Source organism: Rhizobium sp. LjRoot30, from assembly GCF_964253915.1.
Classification (GTDB): domain Bacteria; phylum Pseudomonadota; class Alphaproteobacteria; order Rhizobiales; family Rhizobiaceae; genus Metarhizobium.
The window spans coordinates 166,879-184,747 of the sequence record NZ_CAXUSG020000010.1 but is presented as its reverse complement, the minus strand read 5'-3'; the positions used below and the strand labels follow the sequence as shown (position 1 = coordinate 184,747).

Here is a 17,869-nt window from a genome sequence, read left to right as displayed (position 1 = left end):
CAAAAAGCGGCGAGCCCGCAGAGGGGCCGCCGCATCCCGGACATAGGTTCTTTGTCCCGGGAAGACAATGGCGTCGCAGAAACTTCACCAGATCGTGGATGGAACCGGGAAAAACAAAGGGCACGCATGGTTTCCCGTGCGTGCCCCAAAAGCGGATGGATAGGACGGCTCAGTTCAGCGGGTCGCCGTGCAGGCGCTTGCGGTGCAGTTCCTCCGAATCCGGCAGCGCGTCCTTCGGCAGGCCGAAGATCTGGCCGGGGCGGATGCGGTCCGGATTGTTGATCTGCTCGCGGTTGGCCACGTAGATCGTCGTATAGCGCACGCCCATGCCGTAGACGCGGCGCGAGATCTGCCACAACGTATCGCCGCGGCGGATGATGACGGAGTTCTTGCTCTCCGTCAGCGGCGCCTGGGCAATCACCACGGGGTCTCCGCCGGCGCCGGCACTCGAACTTGCCTCCGCATTGGCGGTTTCCGTCTTGCTTTCGGTGACCGGCTTCGGCTGTACGATTTCGTCTTCCTTGCCATCGCCGCCGATCTTCAGCGTCTCGGCAATGAGCGGGCCGATCTTGTCGAGAGCTGCCGCCATCGCCTTTGCGTCGCGTGGAACGGCCTGCAGCGCCTGCAATGCCGCTGCTGCACTTTCCGAAGTCTTGGTGGCGATCGCCTTGAATGTGTCCGGAGCCTCCAGCGCCGGGCGGAACTCCACCAGCGATTTCAGGGCGATTTCCGTCGACGAGCGGGCCGCGGCCAGCTCTTCGGCACCCGGAAGACGGCCATTGACGAAGAGGTTGCGCAGCAGCGTGTAGGCGGTCGTCAGGTCGCCGTGCATGCGCCCGAACTTGCCGTCCGGCGTTGCCTGGGCGACAGCCTCTTCGGCTACAGGTGTCTGCGCAGCAACGGTGACGTTGCCGGCCGGGCGGTTGAACGGCACCGAAGCCCGCACCAGCGGCTTGCCGCCTGCATCCAGCATGTCGACGCCGATGGTGTGGTCGCCGACGGCAAGCTCCATCACGCCCTCGACCACGAAATGGCCCTCGGGTTCGGTCACGGACTTGCCGATCAGCTTCTCGTCGGCATAAGCGGCAACCGTTGCGCCCGACTTGGCGGTGCCGGCGACGAAGATCTTGTTGCCCTCGATTTCGACGGCAGTGACCTTGATCTGCGGTTGCTGCTGCGGCTTGGTGGTGACGGCGGCCTGTTCTTCCGAGGTCTCGGAGGTCTTCGACGCAGCGTCGTCGGTGGCAATCGCCGGTGCCGAGGAGGAGAGGTCGTTGGAACCCGCCGGCAGGTCCGGCAGGCCGATGGCGGTTTCCTGGCTGTTCTGCTGCTGGTCCTGCCCGGTCTTCTGCTCTGCCGGTTTCGCGTCGGTTTCCGTTTCGGTCGGCGCGGTGATGATGCGGCTGGCCTTGCCAGGCGTGGTGATCATCGCCAGCAATTCGCCGCCTTCGGTCTTCGGCACGGAAACAGTGGCGACCTCTTCGGAAACGGTGGTCTTGCCGTCCTTGTCGGTGGCCTTCAGCGTCAGCTGGTGGTCGCCGGCCGGCAGCGGATTGTCGAGAACGGCGGCGAAATCGCCGGTGGAATCGACGCTGAGCGAGCTGATTACCGTCTCGCCGTTGAGGATGTCGAGTTTGGTGTTGGGCTCCGCCTTGCCGGCGATGACGGTCGATCCATCCGGCTCGACGCGCAGAACGTCGAAGGCGGGAACCGTCTCGTCGGATGCGGTCTGTCCCGACGTCTGCCCGGAAGTCTGCGCCGGGTTGGAAGCGGTGTCGTTGGACGTACTGGTGTCGGCGGCAGGCTTTTCTTCCGTCAGCGGCAGCGAGGCGTCGCGTGTCGTCTTTTCGGCCGTCTCGACGGGCTTGCCGGTCAGGATGCCCTCAAGCTGCGTCAGCGCTTCGAGAGCTGCAGCGGGTTCGACCGGCAGTGTCTGCAGGATGGTGAGGGCCTTGGCGGCGCCATCGCGGAATTTCGTCAGGGAAGCGGTCACGGTTGCATCGAGGCTCGCCGGCAGCTCGAATTCGGCAACGGCACGGATCGTCGTCTCGGCCTTGGCCTTGGCACCGGCAAGCGCCTGGGCTTCCGGCGCCTTGCCGCCGATGAACAGGGCCTTGAGGTCCGCGGTCGCCGCGATGGCATCCGCCGAAAGGCGTCCCATCTTCTGCGTCACCGTTGTGGCATCCTCCACGGCAGGCGTCTGCTTTTCCGGCTCGACCTTGGTGTCCGGGGTGGTGTTGCCCGCGGTCTGGCTGACGATCTGGCTTGCCTTGTCGTCGGCCGGCTGCTTGTCGCCGGTCACCCGCGGAAGCACGAAAAAGACCATCAATGCGGCGGCTGCCACAAGGACCAACAGTGCCAGCAAACCGGCCCGGTTATTCTTCATCTCGATTCTCCAAGCGGATCGCCCGCCATATCCCCACTGCAAGTCCTCAAGCTTTGGAATGTCTCTGCAGGGCCGGTCTTCGTGGACCGACCGCGCCTTGCATCCGTGGCGCTTGGCAATTGCCGGCTCCGGTCAGGTCCTCGACCTTGCGGATCCGGCATCCCCGCAGCATGGACGCGTTGACGCACACTGGAAAAACTTGAGGAAACCCTACTGAAACTGCTAACGATTCCTGCTGCTTTGCACAAGCATTCTCCGCCGCCGGCACAGGTTAAGCGCCGCTTTTTCCGTCAATTTTCTTGACGCAGCAGGTGCAGCATAGTTCTCTGGACCCATGACTGATCAAACTGTTCCGATTCGATCCATCTGCGTCTACTGCGGCTCCCGGCCCGGGCGCGACCCTTCCCATATCGAGGCAGGCCGTACGCTCGGCAAGTCCATCGCCGAAAACGGTCTGTCGCTCGTCTACGGCGGCGGCACCAAGGGCATCATGGGCGCCGTTGCCAGCGGCGTCATGTCCCACGGCGGCAAGGTGACCGGCATCATACCGGAATTTCTTGTCGATATGGAGGCAACCCGCCATTCTCTCGGCCAGCTCGACGAATTGATCGTCACACCCGACATGCACGAGCGCAAGCACCGGATGTTCGAGCGCGCCGACGCCTTCGTCGCCCTGCCGGGCGGCATCGGCACGCTGGAAGAGATCGTCGAGATCATGACCTGGGCGCAACTCGGCCGGCATCGCAAGCCGATGGTCTTCGCCAACATCAACGGTTTCTGGAACCCGATGATGGATCTTCTGCTGCACATGACCGAGCAGGGTTTCCTGCACACCTCGCATCTGGTGCAGCCGATGCTCATCGACCGCGTCGAGGACATCGTTCCCGCCATTCGCAAGCACTCGGTCGAAGGTGTCAGCCGCGACGGCGAGAAGTCCGTCATCGACAAGCTGTGATCGAAAGCAGTCACGCCCCGTCGCGGCGGCTGCTTCTCAGCATCGACCAGGTGTAAACCACCAGCGCCAGCCAGATCAGCGGGAAGGCGATCATCTTCTCCGTGCCGAAAGGCTCTCCGAAGACGAAGACGGCGATGATGAAGATCATCGACGGTGCGATGTATTGCATGATGCCGATGGTGGAGAGCTTCAAGAGCTTGGCGCCGTTTGCATAGATGATCAGCGGACCTGCGGTGACGATGCCGGCGCCGATGAGCAGGGTCGTGTCGCTGGCATTTCCGGCAAAGAAGTGGCTCTGTCCCGTCGCCTGGAGATAGATGATGTAGCCGAGCGCCGGCAGGCCGAGGATCAGCACTTCCAGGAAGAACCCCTGGTTCGGGCCGATCGGCAAGGTCTTGCGGAAGAAGGCGTAAAAGGCCCAGCTGACGCTCAGCGCCAGCGCCACCCAGGGCAGGGTGCCCGCCTCGACGGTCAGCACCAGCACGCCGCAGGCGGCCAGCCCGATCGCCACCATCTGCGCCGGCTTCAGCTTTTCGCCGAGCAGCACAGCGCCCATCAGCACGCTGAGAAGCGGGTTGATGAAATAGCCGAGTGCGGTATCGAGCGCGCGGCCGGAGCCGATCGCCCAGACATAGAGGCCCCAGTTGACAGTGATCAGTGCTGCCGTCAGCGCCGCCATCGCCAGGATGCGCGGGGTACGGAGGGCTGCCTTGACATCGGCGGTGCGACCGACCGCGACCAGTACCGCTCCAGCAACCGGCAAGGACCAGATGATGCGGTGCGCGATGACTTCCGCCGGCGAGATATGCGCCACGGCCTTCATGTAGAACGGCAAGAAACCCCAGAGAAGATAGGCCGCCAGCGCAAAGGCAAAGCCGCGCGCGCTGTCTTCGTTTTTCCGTTCCGGCGCCGCTTCGACTGCCATGGTGTACCCGCCCGATTTTTTTGTGTTTAAGGCTGGGCCTTAACGCAACGGGCGCGAATACACCAATTCATTTCCGTGAAGAATGGTAAGCTCAGCGTACCTCTCGCCTATTCGGCGGCGATCTTGCCGGCGAGCTGGCGATTCTTCATCAGCTTGTAGATGACGGAATCCATCAGCGCCTGGAACGAGGCGTCGATGATGTTTTCCGACACGCCCACCGTCCACCAGCGCACGCCGTCGCTGTCGATCGATTCGATCAGCACGCGGGTGATGGCTTCCGTGCCGCCATTGAGGATACGCACCTTGAAGTCGGCGAGTTGCAGGTCGTCGATCTCGTGCTGGTACTTGCCGAAATCCTTGCGCAGCGCCCGGTCGAGTGCGTTGACGGGACCGTCGCCTTCGGCAACCGACATCAGCGTCTGGCCGTCGATCACCAGCTTGACCACCGCTTCGGAAACGATCTTCACCCGGCCGTGGGAATCGAAGCGGCGCTCGACCATCACCCGGAAGCCGTCGATGGCGAAAAATTCCGGGATGGTGCCGAGCGTGCGGCGGGCGAGCAGTTCGAAGCTCGCATCCGCACCCTCATAGGCATAACCCGAGGCTTCGCGCTCCTTGACGATGGTGATCAGCTTGTCGAGCCGCGGGTCGTCCTTGCCGACCTCGATGCCGCGGCGCTTCAGCGCATTGATGAAGTTCGACTTGCCGCCCTGGTCGGAGACCATCACCTTGCGGAAATTGCCGACGCTTTCCGGCGGAATGTGTTCGTAGGTGCGCGGGTCCTTGAGCAGCGCCGAGGCATGGATACCAGCCTTGGTGGCGAAGGCGGATGCGCCGACATAAGGCATCTGGTGGTCCGGCGAGCGGTTGAGAAGCTCGTCGAAGGCATGGGAGATGCGGGTGAGTTCGACCAGCCGCTCCGCATCGATCGCCATGTCGAAACGGCTGCTGTAGGTCTCCTTCAGCGCCAGCGTCGGGATGATGGTCACCAGATTGGCGTTGCCGCAGCGTTCGCCGATGCCGTTCAGGGTGCCCTGGATCTGGCGCACGCCGGCTTCGACGGCGGCCAGCGAATTGGCGACGGCCTGGCCGGTGTCGTTATGGGCATGGATCCCCAGACAGTGCCCCGAAACGCCGGCTGCAATGACGGCGGCGACGATCTCGCGCACTTCCGCCGGCTGGGTGCCGCCATTGGTATCGCACAACACCACCCACCGCGCGCCGGCCTCATAGGCGGTACGGGCGCAGGAAAGGGCGTAGTCGGGATTGGCCTTGTAGCCGTCGAAGAAATGCTCGCAATCGACCATCGCTTCCTTGCCGGCACCGCCGGCGGCCACGACGCTGTCGCGGATGCTCTCGAGGTTTTCCTCGTTCGAACAGCCGAGTGCCACCTTGACGTGATAATCCCAGCTTTTGGCGACAAAACAGATGGCGTCACTCTTGGCCTGGAGCAGCGCTGCCAGTCCCGGATCGTTGGAGGCGGAGACGCCGGCACGCTTGGTCATGCCGAAGGCGACGAAAGCGGCCTTGTTGGTGCGTTTGCTGGTGAAGAAGGCGGTGTCCGTGGGATTGGCGCCGGGATAACCGCCTTCGACGTAGTCGATGCCGAAATCGTCGAGCATGGCGGCAATGGCAATCTTGTCCTCGGTCGAAAAATCGATGCCGGGCGTCTGCTGCCCGTCGCGAAGCGTCGTGTCGAAGAGGTAGATTTTCTCGCGTGTCATTGCCATGTCCGTCGTTCCCTCCCGAGGAACTGATGTTTTATTTGGTGCGGGTGGGGTTTGATCTCACCCTTCTCCTCTCCCCGCGGATGGGGAGAGGAAGGAAGCCGAGGCGCGAATGAGGGGCAGCCCCTTATCCGAGCTTTCCGGCAAACTTGTCCGTTGCATAGATCAGCCGGTCGAGGATGCCCGGCTCCGAATAAGCATGGCCCGCGCCCTCGACCAGATAGAATTCCGCTTCCGGCCAGGCCTTGTGCAGTGCCCAGGCATATTTGGCCGGGCAGGGCATGTCATAACGGCCATGCACGATGACGCCCGGAATGCCGGTAAGCTTGTCAGCTTCGCGCAGCAACTGTCCCTCGTCCAGCCAGCCGGCATTGACGAAGAAGTGGTTCTCGATGCGGGCGAAGGCATGGGCGAACTCGTCCTCGCCGAACTTGTCGCTGGTCGAAGGCTCCGGCAGCAGCGTGATCGTCTCGCCTTCCCAGAGGCTCCAGGTCCTGGCGGCGGCAAGCCGCACGGCCTTGTCTTCATGCGTCAGGCGGCGATTGTAGGCCAGCATCATCTCATGGCGCTCTTCGGGCGGGATCGGCGCGATGAAGCGTTCCCACTTGTCGGGGAACATTTCCGAGACGCCGAACTGGTAGTACCAGTCGAGTTCCGCCTTGGTCAGCGTGTAGATGCCGCGCACGATCAGTTCCGAGACGCGATGCGGGAATTTCTCGGCATAGGCAAGCGCCAGCGTCGACCCCCAGGAACCGCCGAACACCTGCCATTTCTCGACGCCCGCCATCTCGCGCAGCCGCTCGATATCGTCGACGAGATGCCAGGTGCTGTTGGCATTCAGTTCCGCATGCGGCGTTGACTTGCCGCAGCCGCGCTGGTCGAACAGCGTCACGTCGTAGAGCTTCGGATCGAACAGCCGGCGATGGCTCGGCGAAAAGCCGCCGCCGGGGCCGCCATGCAGGAAAACCGCCGGCTTGGCGCCGGGCGTGCCGGAGCGCTCCCAGTAGATCATATGGCCGTCGCCGACATCCAGGTGGCCGGAGGCATAAGCCTCGATTTCAGGGTAGAGCGTGCGAAAACTGTCGGTCATATCTTCAAACCTTGCGACGGCCAGGCGTCGGTATCGTGGTCGGGATGCTGGAAGGAGATGATCTCCTCCTGGCGGCTGTAATAATCGGGATCATCATGCACCGGCTGGTCGAAGATGGTTTCGACCCAGGGCAGGCGGGCGGAAAAATTCACCTGGATCTGCGGCGCGAGATCGGAGCGGTCGTCGAAGGCGCCGATCGCCAGTTCCAGGCCGCCGGGATGTTTGTAGGTCAGCGGCGTGCCGCAGTTCTGGCAGAAACCGCGGGCGATGTTGATGGACGACTGGAAATAGCTGGGCTCGCCGCGGGTCCACTCCATGCCCTCTTCGGGCGCGGTGACCAGCGGGCCAAAGAAGCCGCCGAACTGTTTCTGGCACATGCGGCAATGGCAGATCGACGGGCGGCCGAGCTTGCCGCTGATACGGAAACGGACGGCGCCGCATTGGCAGCCGCCGGTACGGACGGTCTCGGTCATGGTCTCTTCTCCGCTGGCCAGGTGGTGGTGTCGTGATCGGGGTGCTGGTAGGACACGATGTCGAGGATGAACGGGGCTTCCTCGACATCCTCCTCGGTGAGCCGCTCCGGCAATTCATGCAGGTGATCGACGAAGCCGATCTTGCCCTCGACGCCAAACTGCACGGTCGGCGGCAAAGCCGCCGGATCGTCAAAAGCGCCGGCGGCGATCGCCACGCCGTCGGGCGCTTCGTAGGTCAGCGGCGTGCCGCAATCGCCGCAGAAACCGCGATGGCCAAAATTGGAAGACTGGAATTTCTTCACCGTCCCGCGCGTCCAACTGAGGTCGGCACCGCGAGTGGAGACCAGCGGCGCATAATAAGCGCCGAACGCCTTCTGGCACATGCGGCAATGACAGATCGAACTGTCCCGCAATTCACCCTCGACCCGAAAACGGATCGCGCCGCACTGACAGCCGCCGGTGTAGATGGTCATGGTGCCGCTTCCTCCAGCCAGTTTTCGACCTTCAACCCGTCGACACGCGAAAACTCGCGGACATTGTTGGTGACGAGCGTCAGGTCCAGCGATTTGGCGTGGGCCGCGATGAAGAGATCTCCCCAGCCGATCGGCTGGCCCTTTCGTTCCAGATCGCTGCGGATCCTGGCATAGGCATGGGCGGCTTCATCGTCGTAGGGCAGCACTGTGAGCCAGCTTAAAGCCAGTTCCACCCGTTCTACGAGACGAATAGAACCTTTCTTGAAGGCACCATAGCGCATTTCCGATGCCACGATGGCACTTGTGCAGATGACGTTTTCATCGAAGCGCGCGATGTAATCCTTGGTTCGTCCGAATGGATTTCGGATCGCATCGGACAAAATGTTCGTATCGAGCATATAGATCACGTCACTCACAGCTCGAATTCTCGCGGCAGAGGACCTTTTTCATCGAGATCCGGAAAGTCTTCATCAAGCGGTTCCAGGGTCTGAAGCCACTCGATAAGGTTGCCTTTCTTCTTTGCCGCCTCGATGATCAGCCGGTCGCCTTCCTTGCGCATGATCGCCTCGTCGCCGGGGAGTTCGAATTCCACGGGGATGCGAACGGCCTGGTTGCGGCCGTTGCGAAACAGCTTGACGTGACGTTCTGCACCCATCGTTTCCTCCTGTGGCCTATGCTTCAAGCATAGGCCGATCGATCCCGCCCGACAACGCCTACCGCTTCACCTCCCAGGTGGTGATGCGCTCGCCGGTCGCCGGGTCCTTGCCGTCCTTGAGCTGGATGCCCTTTCCGGCGAGGTCGTTGCGGATCTTGTCGGCTTCGGCGAAATTTTTGGCCTTCAGCATTTCCAGCCGCATGGAGACGAGCGCGTCGACGGCGGAGGCGACGGCTTCGTCGATTTCCGTCTTCTCGGGCAGGACGCCGAGAAGGGCGGCGCTGGCGGCGAAGGCGGCAAGCTGCCCGGCGTCGCCATGGGCGCCCTGCGCCAGCGCATGCAAGGCCTGCACGGCGGCGACGGTGTTGAGGTCGTCGCCAAGCGCTGCCAGCACCGTTTCGTCCGGGGCGGCGTCGCCGGCTTCGGCGGCCGGCCACTTGGCGAGCAGCCGTTCGGCTTCCTCTAGCCGCTTGACGGAGAAGTCGATCGGCTCGCGATAATGGGTCATCAGCATGGCAAGCCGCAGCACCTCGCCCGGCCATTTGCGGCCGCCGAAACTTTCGGTGTGCAGCAGGTCGTAGATGGTGACGAAGTTGCCTTCCGACTTCGACATCTTGCGGCCTTCCACCTGCACGAAACCGTTGTGCATCCAGACATTGGCCATGACTGCCGTGCCGTGGGCGCAACGGGACTGGGCGATTTCGTTCTCGTGATGCGGGAAGATCAGGTCGAGCCCGCCGCCGTGGATGTCGAAGACCTCGCCGAGATAACGGCCGCTCATCGCCGAGCATTCGATATGCCAGCCGGGGCGGCCGCGGCCCCAGGGGCTGTCCCAGCCGGGTTCATTGTCGCTCGACAGCTTCCACAGCACGAAATCGCCGGGGCTCTTCTTGTGGGCGTCGACGGCGATGCGGGCGCCGGCCTGCTGTTCATCGAGCGGCCGTTTGGACAACTGGCCGTAATCGGCCATCGACTTGGTGTCGAACAGCACTTCACCTTCGGCAACATAGGCATGGCCCTTGCCGATCAGCTTCTCGATGATGTCGATCATCTGCGTGATGTTGTCGGTCGCCCGCGGCTCGACGCTCGGTTCCAGGCAGCCAAGCGTGGCGACATCGTCGTGGAACTGCTTTTCCGTCTTTTCGGTCACGGCACGGATGGAGTCGTTGAGCGGCAGATGCGGGAAGTCGCGCAGCGCCCGGGCGTTGATCTTGTCGTCGACGTCGGTGATGTTGCGGGCATAGGTGACATGGCTTTCGCCGTAGACATGCCGCAGCAGCCGGTAGAGCACGTCGAAGACGATGACCGGGCGGGCATTGCCGATATGGGCGAAATCGTAGACGGTCGGGCCGCAGACATACATGCGCAGGTTCTGCGGATCGATCGGCTGGAATTCCGCCTTCTCGCGCGTCAGCGTGTTGTAGAACTTGAGCGTCGCGCCCATCAAAACCTCCCAAAGGCAAGCGGCCGGCTTGACCGGGTCGTTTGTCTGCTTCGTGAGCTTTTCAAGGAGACGAAAACGGCCAGGCCAGCGGATGCGCTAGCGAATAATAATCCAGCAGATGCGAATTGCCGTTTTCATGGGCGTGGTTATGGCCCGCAGCAGGGATTTGGTCAAGGGGGGTGAGACGCGGTCGGGCAAAGCCCGAGCGATCGATCCAGTGGATCGATCGCAGCGTCGAACGCCCGGAGCGCAAGCGAAGGGCCGGGCGCGGAAGCGGGTGGAGAGCCAATCAAGAGGGGTGCGTTTGCGGCTTTGCCCCTCACCCTAACCCTCTCCCCGCAAGCGGGGAGAAGGTGCCGGCAGGCGGATGAGGGGCCGCCTCCACCGCCGCCTCACTCCGGCATACGATAATCGACGATCTGCCTGTCACGTACGATGAACAGCTTGCCGGTCTCGCTCTGCTCGGGACCGACCAGCGGCATCAACGTCGCGGCGACTTCGGAAGGATGCGGCAGCGTCGTCGGATCCTCACCGGGAACGGCCTGCGCCCGCATCGCCGTGCGCGTGGCGCCGGGATCGACGCAGAGAATGCGCAGCGGCGTGCGCTGCGTCTCGGCGGCCCATGTGCGAGCCAGCGCTTCGACGGCTGCCTTGGAGGCGGAGTAGGGGCCCCAGAACGGCTTGCATTTGTGCGCGGCGCTGGACGAGAGGATAAGGGCGCGACCGGCATCGGATTTGAGCAGCAGCGGCTCGACCGAGCGGATCAACCGCCAGGTGGCGGTGACGTTGATCGTCATCACCTTCTCGAACACCTTGGCCTCGACATGGCCGATCGGCGAGATGGTGCCGAGAACGCCGGCATTGGCAACGAGGATGTCGAGCTTGCCCCAGCGCTCGAAGATCGAGCCGCCGAGCTTGTCGATGGCCGCCATATCGCCGAGGTCGAAAGGAACCAGCGTCGCAGAGCCGCCAACGGCCTTGATCGCATCATCCAGCTCTTCCAGGCCGCCGACCGTGCGGGCGCAGGCGACGACATGGGCGCCGGCCTTGGCCAGTTCGATAGCGGTGAAATAACCGATGCCGCGCGAGGCGCCGGTGACCAGGGCGATCCGGTCCTTGAGGTTGACAGTCATCGTTCCTCCCAATCGAATTTGAGCGCGGAAGCCTTCAGGTTCCGCGCCGAACATGGTCTTGCAATAGACGGATCAGCCGTTGCTGGCGAGCATGGAGAGCTTGCGGCCGGGCGTCTCGCCATTCTTGTCGAGCAGCCGGGTCGGATAGTCGCCGGTGAAATAATGGTCGGTGAACTGCGGCTGTGCCGGATTGCGCGGCGCACCGCCGACCGCCTGGTAGAGGCCGTCGATCGACAGGAACTGCAGCGAGTCCGCGCCGATGTAGCGGGCCATCGCTTCGACATCGGCATACTGGTTGGCGAGCAGCTTGTCGGCATCCGGCGTATCGATGCCGTAAAAATCCGGGAAGAAGATCATCGGGCTCGCAACGCGGATATGCACTTCGGTGGCGCCCGCTTCGCGCATCATCTGCACGATCTTCACCGATGTGGTGCCGCGCACGATGGAATCATCGACCAGCACGACACGCTTGCCCTCGATCATCGCCCGGTTGGCGGAGTGCTTCAGCTTGACGCCGAAGGCGCGGATTTGCTGCGTCGGCTCGATGAAGGTGCGGCCGACATAGTGGTTGCGGATGATGCCGTATTCGAAGGGAATGCCGCTCTGCTGGGCGAAACCGAGTGCGGCCGGCGTGCCGCCATCGGGAACCGGCACGACGACATCGGCCTTGACGGGTGCTTCCTTGGCGAGGTTGATGCCCATGTTCTTGCGCGCCACATAGACGCTGCGGCCGCCGACGACCGAATCCGGCCGGGCAAAATAGACATATTCGAACAGGCAGAGGCGCTCGGCCGGCGGATTGACCGGCTTGCGGGAATCGATGCTGATCGAGCCGTCCGCCTGGATTTCGCAGATGATGACCTCGCCGTTTTCCACGTCGCGGATGTACTTGGCGCCGATGATGTCCAGCGCACAGGTTTCCGAGCAGAAGATCGGCTTGCCGTCGAGTTCGCCCATGACCAGCGGCCGGATGCCGGTGGGATCGCGGGCGGCGATCAGCTTGGTGCGGGTCATTGCCAGCATCGAATAACCGCCTTCCATCTGGCGGATCGCATCGATGAAGCGGTCGGCGGTCGAGGCGTGGCGGGAACGGGCGATGAGATGGAGAACGACTTCGGTATCCGACGTCGACTGACAGATGGCGCCGGTGGCGATGATCTGGCGGCGCAGCGTCAGGCCGTTGGTGAAGTTGCCGTTATGGGCGATGGCGATGCCGCCGACTTCCAGTTCGGCAAACAGCGGCTGGACGTTGCGCAACGCCACTTCGCCTGTCGTCGAATAGCGGGTGTGGCCGATGGCGATCGAACCCGGCAACTTCGCGAGGATCGCCGGATCCGTGTAGTGGTCGCCGACCAGGCCCATGCGCTTTTCGGTGTGGAACTGCTTGCCGTCGAAGGAGACGATGCCCGCCGCCTCCTGTCCGCGATGCTGCAGCGCGTGCAGGCCGAGCGCCGTCAGCGTCGCGGCGTCGGGATGCCCCAAAATGCCAAACACCCCGCACTCTTCATGCAGGGTGTCGCCGTCGATCTCGTCATCGATGCGGGTGGAATGGGAATGGGTCATTGCTGCAGGCCTTTGCTTCTACAGAACGGGTCGGGCAAATCTTGGAATGCGTTTGGCTCCGTTCGGCAACGGCCTGGAACGGAGCGATGTTGCGATGCCACAAATGGCCCTGGCCATCAAGTGTTTCAAGACGCGAACGGAGTGTCAACCGTTCGTTGCGGGTACGTCTTCTTCCGGTGCCGGCTCGGTCGTGGTGTTCGGGTCGGTGGTGTTTTCAGCCGGCGCTTCCTTGCCGAGAATGCGGGCGCGGATCTGCGGTTCGATATCTTCCGGCAGCACGCCTTCCAGCTTCAGCACCAGCGCATCGAGGAAGGGCTTCGACTTGGCGTTGTTCACCCATTCCGGACGGTGGTTGACATCGACCAGCCAGTTCCAGAAGGCGACGGCGACGACGAGAAGCAGGATGCCGCGGGCGGCGCCGAACAGGAAGCCGAGCGTACGATCCAGCGCGCCGATGCGGCTGTCGATGATGAAATCGGCGATCCGCATGGTGATGAACGAAATGACGATCAGCGCGATCAGGAAGATGACGGCGGCTGAACCGGCAACCGCGATGCGGTTGTCATCGGTGTATTTCGACGCATAGGGAACCAGTGTCGGGTAGAAATAATAGGCCGCGGCGGCGGCACCGCCCCAGCTGGCAATCGACAGCACTTCGCGGGAGAAGCCGCGAACCATGGCCAGCACCGCGGAAAACAGGGTGACGCCAATGACAATGCCGTCAAAAATCGTAATAGGCATATTTTCGAACTCCATGACGGTCCTGCAGAATCGCCCGGCTGCCGCTGCCGAATGCGCTCGCTCCTATAGCATCACCGTGCCGTAGTGCGAAAGGATCAATCCTCGTCCTCCACCTGTCTTAACGCACCCTTGGAGCCGGCGATGCGCGCCACCAGATCCGGCAAGGCCTCGACTTCGTTCCAGCGCCCCCCCGAAACCTTTGGAAGGTCGGCTGAGGCGGCAGGCAGAAGGGCTGCGGAAAATCCCAGCTTCTCGGCTTCCTTGAGGCGCTGGGCGGTGTGCGCAACCGGCCGGATGGCACCGGACAGGCTGACTTCGCCGAAATAGACGCAATCCGCGGGAAGGGCAAGACCGGCCAGCGACGAAACCAGTGCGGAGGCGACGGCGAGGTCGGCGGCCGGTTCGGAAATACGGTAACCGCCGGCGACGTTGAGATAGACATCGTGCTGGCCGAGCCGGACGCCGCAATGGGCCTCGAGCACGGCAAGAATCATCGAAAGCCGCGCCGAATCCCAGCCGACGACGGCGCGCCGCGGTGTGCCGAGCGAGGTTGCGGCCACCAGCGCCTGCACTTCCACCAGCACCGGTCGCGTGCCCTCCATGCCTGCGAAGACGGCGGCACCCGGCGCCTTGGCATTGCGCTCGCCCAAAAACAGTTCGGACGGGTTGGCGACCTCGCGCAGGCCCATGTCCGACATTTCGAACACGCCGATCTCGTCGGTCGGCCCGAAGCGGTTCTTCACCGTGCGCAGGATGCGATAGTGATGGCCGCGATCGCCCTCGAAATAGAGCACCGCATCGACCATGTGCTCGACGACACGCGGCCCGGCGATCTGCCCTTCCTTGGTGACGTGGCCGACGAGCACGATCGCCGCACCCGTCTGCTTGGCAAAGCGGATCATCGCCTGCACGCCGGTGCGGACCTGTGTCACGGTGCCGGGCGCCGAATCGGCCGTGTCGCTCCAGAGCGTCTGGATCGAATCGATGATCACGAGGTCCGGCCGCTTGCCTTCGGCGAGCGTCGCCAGAATATCCTCGACATTGGTTTCGGCCGCAAGCAGCACGTCGGTGTCTGCGGCGCCAAGGCGCTGGGCACGCAGCCTCACTTGGGCCACCGCCTCTTCGCCCGACACGTAGATGATCCGGTGCTTGTTGCGGGAAAGCGCCGCCGCCGCCTGCATCAGCAGCGTCGACTTGCCGATACCGGGATCACCGCCGATCAGCACTGCCGAGCCGCGCACGAAACCGCCGCCAAGCGCCCGGTCGAGCTCGCCCATGCCGGTATGGATGCGCGGCGCTTCTTCGATCTCGCCCGAAAGCGTCGTCAGTGTCACGGCACGACCCTTTTTCGGCGTCTTGCCGGGACCAGAGCCGATGCCACCCATCGGGTCTTCCTCGACGATGGTATTCCACTCGCCGCAGCCATCACATTTGCCGGCCCAGCGATTATGGATGGTGCCGCAGTTCTGGCAGATGAATTGGGTACGGGCTTTCGCCATCAATCGGTACTTTCGAAATTTTCGGGGGAAATGTTCTGGCGGCCATGCAGGATGCGCAGGACGGTCACCTCATTGCTGCTGGCCCTGACATAGATGCCGCGCTGCTTGTAGGAGAAGCTCCGGATGTCTTGTCCCAGATCTCTCTGCCGGTTCCCGTCAGTCCGAGTTCCGCGAAAGATCGCAGCCTGCTTTCAAGCTCCAGCACGAATCTGGCGGCGGCTGCCGGATTTTGCTGCGCGATGAAAATATAGTCTTCGAGGAGATCGGCGCGGGCGGTGGAGGTCCAGACGAGTTTTCTGTTCTTAATGGCCGGTCCCCGTTTTCTGCGCGCGTTCGGCAGCCATTTGCCTGATCTCGGAAAGAAGCTCGTCGCCGGAAGCATACTGATGAAGCCGGCCGGCTTCCACGTCGTCCAATCCTGCCTGAACGAGGCGCTGAAGCTCCGCCAACTGACCTTCCTTGCTGCCGAGCAGCCGCAATCCCGCCGACACCACCGCATCGGCGTCCTTGTAGACACCGGTCTTCACCTGCGCCTCGACGAAATCCCGATCTTCCTGGCTGAGATGGATTTCAGGCATGTTGATCTCCTTTTGTTCTCGTATAGCACAGGCAATCGGCCGCTCCAAGCGTCAATCGACCGACTGGAGATAGTGACGTTCGTAGCGCAGGCCGAGGCTGGTCAGGAGTTCGTAGCCGATAGTGCCGGCGGCGCGGGCGGCATCGTCCAGGGCGATGTTGGGGCCGATGAGTTCGATGTAGTCACCGGCGTGCACGGCAGTTTCCGGCAGGTCGGTGATGTCGAAGATCGTCAGGTCCATTGTCACCCGGCCGACGATCGGCACCTTCTGGCCGGCGATCCAGCCGTAACCACCCGCAAGGCCGGCATTGCGCAGGGCAACACCCGAGCCGGAGAGGTTGCGGTGAAAGCCGTCGGCATACCCGATGGAGGCGACGGCGAGCCGGCTGTCACGGTTAAGGATACCGGTGCCGCCATAGCTGACGGTCTCGCCGCTGCGGGCGCCATGTACTGTCAGGATGCGGGCTTCCGCCGTGGCGACGTTGCGCATCCGGTTCGGCAGGCCGTTGACCGATTCGCCGCCGTAAAGCGCAATGCCCGGGCGGGTGAGGTCGAAATGATAGTCTTCGCCGAGCATGATGCCGGCGGAGGCGGCGAGGCTGGCGTCGATTCCCTCGAATGCCGTTGCGACCGTGCGAAAACGGTCGAGTTGCGTGCGGTTCATCACGGCCGTCGGCGTGTCGGCGCAGGCAAGGTGGCTCATCACCAGCACCGGCGAAAAGCTTGCTGGCCGCGACGTGTCGTCGGCGAGCATGAGGGCATCCTCGACGGAGAGGCCGAGGCGATTGAAACCGGTATCGACCTGCAGGGCGCAAGGATAGTCGCCGTAGTCGGCCACCACGCCCATCCAGAAGGCGAACTGCTCCTGGGATGCGAGCACCGGAACGAGGTCGTTTTCGAAAAACAGCTCTTCCATGCCGGGCCAGATGCCTGAGAGCACGAAGATCCGCGCCTCCGGGGCAAAGGCGCGCAGGATCGCGCCCTCTGCCGGTAGGGCGACGAAGAAATCGCGGGCGCCGGCGAAATAGAGCGCTGCGCCGACATCCTCGATGCCAAGCCCATAAGCATCCGCCTTGACGACGGCTGCGGTGCGGGCGCGGCCGGAACGGCGCGCCATCTCGCGCCAGTTGTCGGCGATGGCGGCAAGGTCGATGGTCAGCCGCAGCGGTGCGGAATCGAACGGATCGGGAAGGTCGTGGTCGTCGGCGGAAAAGGTCATGGCATCAGTCTTGGCAGGGAGTGGGAAACAAGCCCTAACACAAAATGCCTGATGGGAAAGCGTCACTTTTATGCAAGACGCCGTTTCGTTCCGCGCTACAATGGCGGCATGCAGAGTGTGTCGCAAAAGCAGGCCGCGGACGAAATGCCGCTTTCAGGCTTCGAGGAAACCCGTTTCTGGCGGGCGTCCCGATTCGGCGGCATGGAATGCCTGAGCGCCACTTTTCACACCCACGAATACGCGCTGCATGCCCACGACACATTCAGCATCGGCGCCATCGAGAAGGGCAGCCAGATTGCCACGATCCGCGGCACGCGCGAGGAAACGGGACCGGGCGACCTCTATCTGATCAATCCCGGCGACGTGCACGACGGCGCGCCGGGCGAGGCGGGTTATCGCTACCGGATGATCTATCCGGACGCCCAGCTGGTGACCAACGTGCTGGAGGATGTCTCCGGCCGCAGCCTGCACGGCATGCCGTCCTTTGCCGCCCGCTTGCCGCGCGATCCCCAGCTTTCCGCCGCCTTCACCCACGCCCACCGGATGATGGAGGCGGGCGCCGGCCAGCTCGAATCGGACGAGTCAATGTTCCGGGTGCTTGCCGCCCTTTTCCTGCGTCACGGCAGCATGGTGTTGCCGCAGCTTGCAACGCGGGAACGCTCCGCCGTCGACCGTGTGCGCGACTACCTGACGGCGCATTTCGACAGCGACATCGGGCTTGACGAACTGGCGCGCATCGCCGGCCTCAGCCGCGCGCATATGATCCGTGCCTTCCGCCGGGAATTCTTCATCACACCGCATGCCTTCCTCACCGACCTCCGCATCCGCGAGGCGCGCCGCCTGTTGCGGCTGGGGCAAAGCCCGGCCGAGGTGGCGCTCGCCTGCGGGTTTGCCGACCAGGCGCATTTCACCCGCCATTTCAAGGCGCGCACCGGCATAACGCCCGGCCAGTTCCGCCGCCGGTGACACTTTCGTTCAAGACGGGCGTGATGCGGGCAGCTAGAACCCG

17 protein-coding genes are annotated in these 17,869 nt (G+C 63.3%); 2 read left to right on the top strand and 15 right to left on the bottom strand.

The features are described 5' to 3' along the window. Positions 1-169 precede the first annotated feature (169 nt). The gene (locus ACSQ3I_RS20020) at positions 170-2,386 is read right to left on the bottom strand and encodes a LysM peptidoglycan-binding domain-containing protein (RefSeq protein ID WP_436001748.1); all 2,217 of its coding nucleotides are present in this window, start codon (positions 2,384-2,386) and stop codon (positions 170-172) included. A 334-nt stretch (positions 2,387-2,720) separates the two neighbouring features. Between ACSQ3I_RS20020 and ACSQ3I_RS20015 the strand changes: the two genes are divergently transcribed. Further along, positions 2,721-3,341 carry a TIGR00730 family Rossman fold protein gene (locus tag ACSQ3I_RS20015; protein ID WP_436001747.1) on the top strand — a complete coding sequence of 207 codons (621 nt, stop codon included), beginning with the start codon at positions 2,721-2,723 and terminating at the stop codon, positions 3,339-3,341. A 10-nt stretch (positions 3,342-3,351) separates the two neighbouring features. Here the strand turns inward: ACSQ3I_RS20015 and rarD are convergent, their stop codons facing one another. The 14 genes from rarD to alr all read right to left on the bottom strand — a co-directional run bounded on the left by rarD (position 3,352) and on the right by alr (position 16,860). Next, the gene (rarD, locus tag ACSQ3I_RS20010; RefSeq protein ID WP_436001746.1) at positions 3,352-4,266 is read right to left on the bottom strand and encodes an EamA family transporter RarD; all 915 of its coding nucleotides are present in this window, start codon (positions 4,264-4,266) and stop codon (positions 3,352-3,354) included. Between the two features lie 107 nt (positions 4,267-4,373). Beyond that, on the bottom strand, positions 4,374-5,990 hold the full coding sequence (gene cimA, locus ACSQ3I_RS20005) for a citramalate synthase (protein WP_436001745.1): 1,617 nt from the start codon (positions 5,988-5,990) through the stop codon (positions 4,374-4,376). A 130-nt stretch (positions 5,991-6,120) separates the two neighbouring features. Next, the gene (pip, locus tag ACSQ3I_RS20000; protein WP_436001744.1) at positions 6,121-7,083 is read right to left on the bottom strand and encodes a prolyl aminopeptidase; all 963 of its coding nucleotides are present in this window, start codon (positions 7,081-7,083) and stop codon (positions 6,121-6,123) included. After that, complete coding sequence (locus tag ACSQ3I_RS19995) at positions 7,080-7,556, bottom strand: GFA family protein (RefSeq protein WP_436001743.1); 477 nt, start codon at positions 7,554-7,556, stop codon at positions 7,080-7,082. The genes pip and ACSQ3I_RS19995 overlap by 4 nt, the downstream gene beginning before the upstream one ends. Then, positions 7,553-8,029: a GFA family protein gene (locus ACSQ3I_RS19990; RefSeq protein WP_436001742.1), complete on the bottom strand. Its 477-nt coding sequence runs from the start codon at positions 8,027-8,029 to the stop codon at positions 7,553-7,555. Before ACSQ3I_RS19990 ends, ACSQ3I_RS19995 begins: the two co-directional genes overlap by 4 nt. Then, positions 8,026-8,427, bottom strand: a complete 402-nt coding sequence (locus ACSQ3I_RS19985; RefSeq protein ID WP_436001784.1) for a type II toxin-antitoxin system VapC family toxin — start codon at positions 8,425-8,427, stop codon at positions 8,026-8,028. The genes ACSQ3I_RS19990 and ACSQ3I_RS19985 overlap by 4 nt, the downstream gene beginning before the upstream one ends. Before the next feature lie 14 nt (positions 8,428-8,441). After that, a complete protein-coding gene (locus ACSQ3I_RS19980; protein WP_436001741.1) occupies positions 8,442-8,684 on the bottom strand; it encodes an antitoxin in 243 nt (80 codons plus the stop codon). Between the two features lie 58 nt (positions 8,685-8,742). Next, positions 8,743-10,128 (bottom strand): cysteine--tRNA ligase, encoded by a 1,386-nt coding sequence (cysS, locus tag ACSQ3I_RS19975; protein ID WP_436001740.1) that lies wholly within the window; start codon positions 10,126-10,128, stop codon positions 8,743-8,745. Positions 10,129-10,520: 392 nt separating this feature from the next. Next, the gene (locus tag ACSQ3I_RS19970; protein WP_436001739.1) at positions 10,521-11,261 is read right to left on the bottom strand and encodes an SDR family NAD(P)-dependent oxidoreductase; all 741 of its coding nucleotides are present in this window, start codon (positions 11,259-11,261) and stop codon (positions 10,521-10,523) included. Between the two features lie 72 nt (positions 11,262-11,333). Then, on the bottom strand, positions 11,334-12,824 hold the full coding sequence (gene purF, locus ACSQ3I_RS19965; protein WP_436001738.1) for an amidophosphoribosyltransferase: 1,491 nt from the start codon (positions 12,822-12,824) through the stop codon (positions 11,334-11,336). A 144-nt stretch (positions 12,825-12,968) separates the two neighbouring features. Beyond that, entirely contained in the window at positions 12,969-13,565 is a 597-nt protein-coding gene (locus ACSQ3I_RS19960; protein WP_436001737.1) for a CvpA family protein, read from the bottom strand. 95 nt (positions 13,566-13,660) lie between these two features. Continuing rightward, positions 13,661-15,064 (bottom strand): DNA repair protein RadA, encoded by a 1,404-nt coding sequence (gene radA / locus ACSQ3I_RS19955; RefSeq protein ID WP_436001736.1) that lies wholly within the window; start codon positions 15,062-15,064, stop codon positions 13,661-13,663. A gap of 302 nt (positions 15,065-15,366) precedes the next feature. Next, entirely contained in the window at positions 15,367-15,642 is a 276-nt protein-coding gene (locus ACSQ3I_RS19950; protein WP_436001735.1) for a type II toxin-antitoxin system ParD family antitoxin, read from the bottom strand. 51 nt (positions 15,643-15,693) lie between these two features. Further along, a complete protein-coding gene (gene alr, locus ACSQ3I_RS19945) occupies positions 15,694-16,860 on the bottom strand; it encodes an alanine racemase (RefSeq protein WP_436001734.1) in 1,167 nt (388 codons plus the stop codon). A gap of 108 nt (positions 16,861-16,968) precedes the next feature. Here alr and ACSQ3I_RS19940 point away from each other — a divergent pair, with 108 nt between their 5' ends. Next, complete coding sequence (locus ACSQ3I_RS19940; protein WP_436001783.1) at positions 16,969-17,826, top strand: AraC family ligand binding domain-containing protein; 858 nt, start codon at positions 16,969-16,971, stop codon at positions 17,824-17,826. Positions 17,827-17,869 lie beyond the last annotated feature (43 nt).

What these genes read in the sequence shown, in the direction of transcription:
- ACSQ3I_RS20020 (WP_436001748.1), bottom strand. Translation starts at nt 2,386, where the DNA reads ATGAAGAATAACCGGGCCGGTTTGCTGGCACTGTTGGTCCTTGTGGCA.
- ACSQ3I_RS20015 (WP_436001747.1), top strand. Translation starts at nt 2,721, where the DNA reads ATGACTGATCAAACTGTTCCGATTCGATCCATCTGCGTCTACTGCGGC.
- rarD (WP_436001746.1), bottom strand. Translation starts at nt 4,266, where the DNA reads ATGGCAGTCGAAGCGGCGCCGGAACGGAAAAACGAAGACAGCGCGCGC.
- cimA (WP_436001745.1), bottom strand. Translation starts at nt 5,990, where the DNA reads ATGACACGCGAGAAAATCTACCTCTTCGACACGACGCTTCGCGACGGG.
- pip (WP_436001744.1), bottom strand. Translation starts at nt 7,083, where the DNA reads ATGACCGACAGTTTTCGCACGCTCTACCCTGAAATCGAGGCTTATGCC.
- ACSQ3I_RS19995 (WP_436001743.1), bottom strand. Translation starts at nt 7,556, where the DNA reads ATGACCGAGACCGTCCGTACCGGCGGCTGCCAATGCGGCGCCGTCCGT.
- ACSQ3I_RS19990 (WP_436001742.1), bottom strand. Translation starts at nt 8,029, where the DNA reads ATGACCATCTACACCGGCGGCTGTCAGTGCGGCGCGATCCGTTTTCGG.
- ACSQ3I_RS19985 (WP_436001784.1), bottom strand. Translation starts at nt 8,427, where the DNA reads ATGCTCGATACGAACATTTTGTCCGATGCGATCCGAAATCCATTCGGA.
- ACSQ3I_RS19980 (WP_436001741.1), bottom strand. Translation starts at nt 8,684, where the DNA reads ATGGGTGCAGAACGTCACGTCAAGCTGTTTCGCAACGGCCGCAACCAG.
- cysS (WP_436001740.1), bottom strand. Translation starts at nt 10,128, where the DNA reads ATGGGCGCGACGCTCAAGTTCTACAACACGCTGACGCGCGAGAAGGCG.
- ACSQ3I_RS19970 (WP_436001739.1), bottom strand. Translation starts at nt 11,261, where the DNA reads ATGACTGTCAACCTCAAGGACCGGATCGCCCTGGTCACCGGCGCCTCG.
- purF (WP_436001738.1), bottom strand. Translation starts at nt 12,824, where the DNA reads ATGACCCATTCCCATTCCACCCGCATCGATGACGAGATCGACGGCGAC.
- ACSQ3I_RS19960 (WP_436001737.1), bottom strand. Translation starts at nt 13,565, where the DNA reads ATGCCTATTACGATTTTTGACGGCATTGTCATTGGCGTCACCCTGTTT.
- radA (WP_436001736.1), bottom strand. Translation starts at nt 15,064, where the DNA reads ATGGCGAAAGCCCGTACCCAATTCATCTGCCAGAACTGCGGCACCATC.
- ACSQ3I_RS19950 (WP_436001735.1), bottom strand. Translation starts at nt 15,642, where the DNA reads ATGCCTGAAATCCATCTCAGCCAGGAAGATCGGGATTTCGTCGAGGCG.
- alr (WP_436001734.1), bottom strand. Translation starts at nt 16,860, where the DNA reads ATGACCTTTTCCGCCGACGACCACGACCTTCCCGATCCGTTCGATTCC.
- ACSQ3I_RS19940 (WP_436001783.1), top strand. Translation starts at nt 16,969, where the DNA reads ATGCAGAGTGTGTCGCAAAAGCAGGCCGCGGACGAAATGCCGCTTTCA.